The 6,315-nt window shown below is 65.1% G+C and carries 5 protein-coding genes and 1 pseudogene; 4 read left to right on the plus strand and 2 right to left on the minus strand.

Features of this window, described 5'->3' with window-relative positions; translation table 11 throughout:
* Positions 1-75: 75 nt before the first annotated feature.
* Positions 76-1,191 carry a DUF6670 family protein gene (locus A5780_RS34465; protein ID WP_156769745.1) on the plus strand — a complete coding sequence of 372 codons (1,116 nt, stop codon included), beginning with the start codon at positions 76-78 and terminating at the stop codon, positions 1,189-1,191.
* Here the strand turns inward: A5780_RS34465 and A5780_RS34470 are convergent.
* Together A5780_RS34470 and A5780_RS34475 are read right to left on the minus strand one after the other, a co-directional pair.
* The gene (locus A5780_RS34470) at positions 1,181-1,591 is read right to left on the minus strand and encodes a hypothetical protein (protein WP_064911142.1); all 411 of its coding nucleotides are present in this window, start codon (positions 1,589-1,591) and stop codon (positions 1,181-1,183) included. The two genes, A5780_RS34465 and A5780_RS34470, sit on opposite strands and share 11 nt — an antisense overlap.
* Positions 1,592-2,087: 496 nt before the next feature.
* Positions 2,088-2,864: a DeoR/GlpR family DNA-binding transcription regulator gene (locus tag A5780_RS34475; RefSeq protein WP_064911143.1), complete on the minus strand. Its 777-nt coding sequence runs from the start codon at positions 2,862-2,864 to the stop codon at positions 2,088-2,090.
* A gap of 155 nt (positions 2,865-3,019) precedes the next feature.
* Here A5780_RS34475 and pgi point away from each other — a divergent pair, with 155 nt between their 5' ends.
* From pgi to A5780_RS42330, 3 genes and pseudogenes are all read left to right on the plus strand, one after another.
* Positions 3,020-4,696, plus strand: coding sequence for a glucose-6-phosphate isomerase (pgi, locus tag A5780_RS34480; protein WP_064911144.1), 1,677 nt, complete (start codon positions 3,020-3,022; stop codon positions 4,694-4,696).
* A 3-nt stretch (positions 4,697-4,699) separates the two neighbouring features.
* Entirely contained in the window at positions 4,700-6,145 is a 1,446-nt protein-coding gene (gndA, locus tag A5780_RS34485) for an NADP-dependent phosphogluconate dehydrogenase (protein ID WP_064911145.1), read from the plus strand.
* Positions 6,146-6,205: 60 nt separating this feature from the next.
* A pseudogene (locus A5780_RS42330) lies at positions 6,206-6,315 on the plus strand (glucose-6-phosphate dehydrogenase (coenzyme-F420)); the annotation flags it as partial.

Below are 6,315 nucleotides of genomic sequence, written 5' to 3' on the forward strand. Positions count from 1 at the left end.
ATTTTCAAACCACTTTGATCTAGGGTTCGTCTCAGGGGCGGACGAGAGGCCCGGATCATGGAGGTGAGGTTCGACATGCGATGGTTCCGTGTGCGGCGGCTGCGAGAAGTGGGAACCCGGCTCGTTCTCGCTGCGACTCGTCGTATCGTCCTCGGTTTCGCCGAGCGCGGCGCCGAATCGTCGAGGCGGGGGTTCGACAGCTCCTATCCACTGTCTCCACTGCCCGGAGATCGCTTCTACGGGTGGACGCACTATGGCGTGATGATCCCCAATCTTGCTGCGCCGCATCAGTATCTGAGTGTCATGGTGATGGCGGGAATGTCGGGGCAGCGGGCGTTCGACGTCGACGATGTCGTGACGACGACGCCACGAGACACCGCGACCGTGTCGATCTCCACCGCGGCGGCGGCGTACTACGGCACGGTGTCTCTGCGCGATGACTGCGCCTTCGGCTCTGCGGGGGACGATCTGCGTTTCGGTGCCGAGTTGACCATCGGCGGACGCTATCCGGAGTTGTTCGTGGCCATCGACATTCCCGGCATGACCGCACGCCTGCGGTTCGCACTCGCCGAGCGGGCAACCTGGTTCGTGCGGGGACGACCCTACGATCACCTGAGCTTGCTCGGGCGATACACCGGCTGGATCCGGACATCCGATGCCCGCGTAGACGTTTCGGGTGCGGGAAACATCGAATACGCGCGCTGCGTGGGTCCCTATGCTCTACGCGATCGCCTGCTCCCGTGGCGTTACAAGGCGCCGGTCGACTTCTTCACCTATCACGTCGTGGAACTGTCCGCCGACGCTCAGCTGTTGTTCTGCCGAGTGGGCATGCTCGGCGACCGCGTCGGCGATCTGGTCCAGTTCCGAACCCTATCCGGCGACGGTGACTGGCGCGTCAACGAAGTCGCCACCGATCGCACCTTCTACGAAGTCCTCGAGTATCAGGACATACCGACGGTCGACAGCGTCGGCAGGCATGAAATGCTCATGCCTCGCCGCTTCCGGCTGGGTGTACGCGATCGGGTCACAGTCGTCGGAACATACGACACCCCTGGACATTTCGGCGTCGGCCTCGGATACATCGCCGGATACCGCGCTCAGGTCGACATCGACGGACGCCACATCGACACCCGCGGCTACGCCGAATTTGTCGACGTTACCGACGAAGGGACGCGCCGCCTCAGCGGATAGGCCGAGTTCGCCGGCTGATCGAGCCGGTAGCGGCGCTGTCGGCACCTCGTCCCGCTGGATCGGTGTAACGACCGGCGAGTGGGAGGGTGCGGCTTCGCCTTTGGTCAGGCCGGGACCTGGTCGGCGGCGAGGAATCGTCCACGAATCCCAGCGCCCGGTCTTCCAAGCCCGCGTAATGAGCTTCGCGCACCGCGCCGGTGAGGGCTTCGTCGAGCAGCAGATTGCCTGCGGCGTCGAGGCGCTGCCGTTTTTCCTCCGCACCGGGCAGCAGGCCAACCGTCGACTGCGTGAGGCGGCAGTAGTAGGCGATGCCATCGTCGAGTTGGGTGCTGAGCGCATCCGGCATGAGGTCGACGACCGCGTCGTCGTCTGCTACGCCGGCCAGGCCCAGCCACAGCATCCGCTTGCCCGCGAGCCGAGGTGCGCTGCGGCCGACAGGTCTCGTTTATCCGTTCACCGCCGAAGAAGTTGTGGCGCGCATGGCCGGGATGCTTGCCCAGTGAGCAGCACCCGCCGCACGTCTTGTGGACGTCGCGACGGGTGCACTCGCGCGTGAACCGATCAGGAACGACGGCTTCGAGTCGGTGCCCTGTCCAGTTACCGTCACCGGTCGTACTTCTTCCCGAACAGTGGATTCAACCGTCCTGGCTGGTGTAGGTCCCGCAGCCTCTATCTGTATACGTTGATATGCGCATCTACGTATTTGGCGCGCGAGTTTCGTGCCCAGAGAAGTGGTTGACTTCCGTCGAAAGAAGCAGCCGAGAGGGGGCGGGCCGAGGAATGGTGCCACCTACGCTGCGAATGGTGCAGATGCCCGTTCAGTCGATGGCCGTCCAGGTCAATGGCCTGAAATATGTTGCTGCGCTACGCATCACGAACGAAAAGTGCCACGCCGCTCAATGAAGCGAAGGAGAGGTAACCGCTTCGGCGCGGATGACCAGCTCGCCGAACCGGCGCGAGACGGCGGGGTCCAGATCGGAATCGGTGATGGCGCCGCCGATTTCGTCGAATCCGGCGACTTTGGCCAGCGCGCGCCTGCCGAATTTCGAACTGTCGGCGACGACGAGAGCTTGTGCGGCGGCGGCGATCATGGCGCGCTTGAGCGGTACTTCGAGGGTGTTCATATTGGTGATGCCGGCTTCGAGATCGACCGCGTCGGCGCCGAGGAAAGCCCAGTCGGCGGTGTAGTCGGACAGGAACGCTATCGCGCGCTCGCCGACGAGGGTGAAGACCGAACCCAGCAGCTCGCCGCCGGTGACGAGCAGGCGCACACCCGGCGTTTCGGCCATGTATTTGGCGATGCGCAGATCGTTGGTGATCACCGTCAAAGTGTGATTGCGCAGGGCTCGCGCGATTTCGTAGGTCGTGGAACCGCTGTCGAGGATGACGGTCTGGCCGTCGCGCACGCGCGCCGCGGCCGCGATGCCGATCGCGGCCTTCTGCTCCAGGTGTTCGCCTTCTTTCATGGCGTAGGGCAGCTTCGCGGTGGCTCCGGGAGCCGGGCGGGCGCCGCCGTGGGTGCGTTGTGCCTGACCGGCTCGTTCGAGCGCGTCGAGGTCGCGGCGGATCGTCGACGCGTCGACGCCGAGTTCGTCGGCGAGCGTCTTGGCCTCGACATAGCCGTCGGTGACCAGCCGATGCATGATTTCGCGCCGTCGGGTGCTCGCGAGCAACGGTGCCTCCCGGAACTTCTGGTCGGTGCATCGGCGATGCGTCGTGCGGTTTCTGCATCGTAGTCGAGCACGGTGTTGACTTGTTCGCGCATGCGGGTGCATGATTCCGAGCGCAGAATGCGCGATTTCGTGCACGACGAATTCCGAGGTATCCCATGAACCGCACACCGAAGCGCTCGGCTGACGAGGGGGTGCCGGTGAGCCCGTCGGCCTTGCCGGTGTGGCGTGAATTGGCAAGCCACCGTGCGGAACTGGCCGCAACGTCGCTGAGGGAGCTGTTCGATCGCGATCCTCGGCGGGGAACCGAGTTGTCGGTCGAATACGACGGTGTGGTGCTCGATTATTCGAAGAACCTGGTCACCGATCGCATCATGGGCCTGTTGATGCGTTTGGCCCGCGAGCGTGGCCTGGCCGCGGGGATCGAGGCGATGTTCGCCGGCGCGCGGATCAATACGACCGAGGATCGCGCCGTGCTCCACACCGTGTTGCGCGCTCCCGCAAGCGAATCCGTTGTGCTCGACGGTGTCGATGTCGTCGGTTCGGTGCACGAGGTGCTGGATCGGATGAGTGATCTGGCCGTTGCGGTTCGGTCGGGACGGTGGCGTGGCGCGACCGGCCGTCGCGTTCGGACGGTGGTGAACATCGGTATCGGCGGCTCGGATCTGGGGCCGGCGATGGCCTGGCACGCTCTGCGCGAATTCGCGCAGGACGGGATCGAGGCGCGATTCGTGTCGAATGTCGACGGTCACGATATCGACCGGGTCCTGGGAGACCTGGACCCGGAGACGACGTTGTTCGTCGTCGCGTCGAAGACGTTCACCACGGTCGAGACGTTGACCAACGCCCGTACTGCCCGCGGGTGGCTGGCGGATCGGCTGGGCAATGAGGCGGTGGGCCGGCATTTCGTCGCGGTGTCGACCAACGCCGAACAGGTGGCAGCCTTCGGGATCGACCCGGCGAACATGTTCGAGTTCTGGGACTGGGTCGGTGGGCGGTATTCGCTGCCGTCGGCGATCGGGCTGTCACTGATGATCGCCATCGGCCCCGAACGGTTCCGCGACTTCCTCGCCGGAGCCCACAGCATGGATCGGCATTTCCGCACGGCTGCGTTCGAGGAGAACCTGCCGGTGCTGCTGGGCCTGCTCGGTATTTGGTATCGAAACTTTTGCGGCGCACAGGGTTTCGCGGTGCTGCCGTACGATCAGCGGCTCGCGTTGCTGCCGGCGTATCTGCAGCAGCTCGATATGGAGAGCAACGGGAAGTCCGTCGACCGGCACGGTCGTCCGGTCGGTGTCGATACCGCGCCGATTCTGTGGGGCGCGCCGGGCACGAACGGGCAGCACGCGTTCTTCCAGATGTTGCATCAGGGAACGACGCCAGTGCCGAGTGACTTCATCGGTGTGCTCGAACCCGCGCACCCCTATCGGGCGCACCACGATCTGCTGATGGCGAACCTGTTCGCCCAGACCCGGGCTCTGGCTTTCGGCGACCTCGACAGCGTGGGCGAGCGGCCCCCGCATCGGTGGTTCCCGGGCGGTAGGCCGAGTAACACCATCCTGCTGCCGCGCCTGAGTCCTTACACTCTGGGGCAGTTGATCGCGTTGTACGAGCACAAAGTGTTCGTGCAGGGCTGGATCTGGGGAGTGAACTCCTTCGACCAGTGGGGTGTCGAGCTCGGCAAGAAGCTCGCGACCGGTATCCACGACGATCTGCAATCCGATCGAGCGCCGGCCTGGGACAGTTCCACGAACGCCCTGATGATGCGCTACCGACGTGTCCGTGCGGCGGGTGGGGCCGACCGTCCCACCGCTACTACTGATGAAATGATTTGAAATATGACTTCCTCTTCTGCACTCGCTCAGATCGGTGTGACCGGCCTTGCGGTCATGGGCAGCAACATCGCCCGTAACTTCGCCCGCAACGGCTACACCGTGGCCCTGCACAATCGCAGCGTCGCCAAGACCGATGCGCTGCTCGACGCGCACGGGGACGAGGGCGAGTTCGTCCGCACCGAGACCATCGAGGAATTCGTCGGCGCGTTGGAGAAGCCGCGGCGAGTGCTGATCATGGTCAAGGCGGGCGAGGCCACCGATGCGGTGATCGAGGAACTGGCCGCCGTCATGGAGCCCGGCGACATCATCATCGACGGCGGCAACGCCCTCTACACCGACACCATCCGCCGCGAGGCGGCCATGAAGGCGCGTGGACTGAACTTCGTGGGCGCGGGCATCTCCGGCGGTGAGGAGGGCGCGCTCAACGGGCCGGCCATCATGCCGGGCGGGCCGAAGGAGTCCTACGAGTCGCTGGGCCCGTTGCTGGAGTCGATTTCGGCGAAGGTCGACGGCGTCCCCTGCTGCACCCACATCGGCCCCGACGGCTCGGGTCACTTCGTGAAGATGGTGCACAACGGCATCGAGTACGCCGATATGCAACTCATCGGTGAGGCCTACCACCTGCTGCGCGACGCCCTCGGCTTCGACGCCGGGCAGATCGCCGAGGTGTTCACCGAATGGAACTCCGGCGACCTGGAGTCCTACCTGGTGGAGATCACCGCGCAGGTGCTCGAGCAGACCGACGCAAAGACCGGCAAGCCGCTCGTCGATGTGATCGTCGACGCCGCCGAGCAGAAGGGCACCGGCCGCTGGACGGTCAAGTCCGCGCTCGATCTCGGCGTGCCCGTCACCGGCATCGCCGAGGCCGTCTTCGCCCGCGCACTGTCCGGCTCGCGCGCGCAACGCCGGGCGGCGCGCGACCTGGCCTCCGGAACGCTCGCCGAAAAGCCCACCGACGCAGCGCAATTCACGGAGGATATCCGCAGGGCGCTGTATGCCTCCAAGATCGTCGCCTACGCTCAGGGCTTCGACCAGATCGCGGCGGGCAGCACCGAATACGACTGGAACCTGCGCCCCGGTGACCTGGCCACCATCTGGCGCGGGGGCTGCATCATCCGGGCCCGCTTCCTCAACCGCATCAAAGACGCCTACGAGGAGAATCCGGACCTGCCCAGCCTGATCCTGGCCCCCTACTTCCGTGAGGCCATCGAGCAGGCCGTCGACAGCTGGCGCCGCGTGGTCTCCACCGCGACCCTGCTGGGAATCCCGGTGCCGGCCTTCGCTTCCTCGCTGTCCTACTACGACGCCCTGCGCGCGCGACGTCTGCCCGCCGCCCTCACCCAGGCCCAGCGTGACTTCTTCGGCGCCCACACCTACGAACGCATCGACGCGCCGGGCAAATACCACACGCTGTGGAGCGCGGACCGCAGCGAAACACGCACCGAATGATGCGACAGGCATGATTCGACAGGCGTAGCACTCGCTCGAATGAACTGAGAGACAGAGACTTTGGACATCAAGCTGGGATACAAGGCGTCGGCGGAACAATTCGGACCACGCGAGCTCGTCGAGCTCGGCGTTCTGGTCGAAGAACACGGCCTCGACAGTGCGACCGTCAG

Source organism: Nocardia sp. 852002-20019_SCH5090214 (assembly GCF_001665865.1).
Lineage (GTDB): Bacteria > Actinomycetota > Actinomycetes > Mycobacteriales > Mycobacteriaceae > Nocardia > Nocardia nova.

Excerpts from the sequence above, each read along its gene's own strand:
- A5780_RS34465 (WP_156769745.1), top strand. The coding sequence starts at position 76 with ATGCGATGGTTCCGTGTGCGGCGGCTGCGAGAAGTGGGAACCCGGCTC.
- A5780_RS34470 (WP_064911142.1), bottom strand. The coding sequence starts at position 1,591 with ATGCTGTGGCTGGGCCTGGCCGGCGTAGCAGACGACGACGCGGTCGTC.
- pgi (WP_064911144.1), top strand. The coding sequence starts at position 3,020 with ATGAACCGCACACCGAAGCGCTCGGCTGACGAGGGGGTGCCGGTGAGC.
- gndA (WP_064911145.1), top strand. The coding sequence starts at position 4,700 with ATGACTTCCTCTTCTGCACTCGCTCAGATCGGTGTGACCGGCCTTGCG.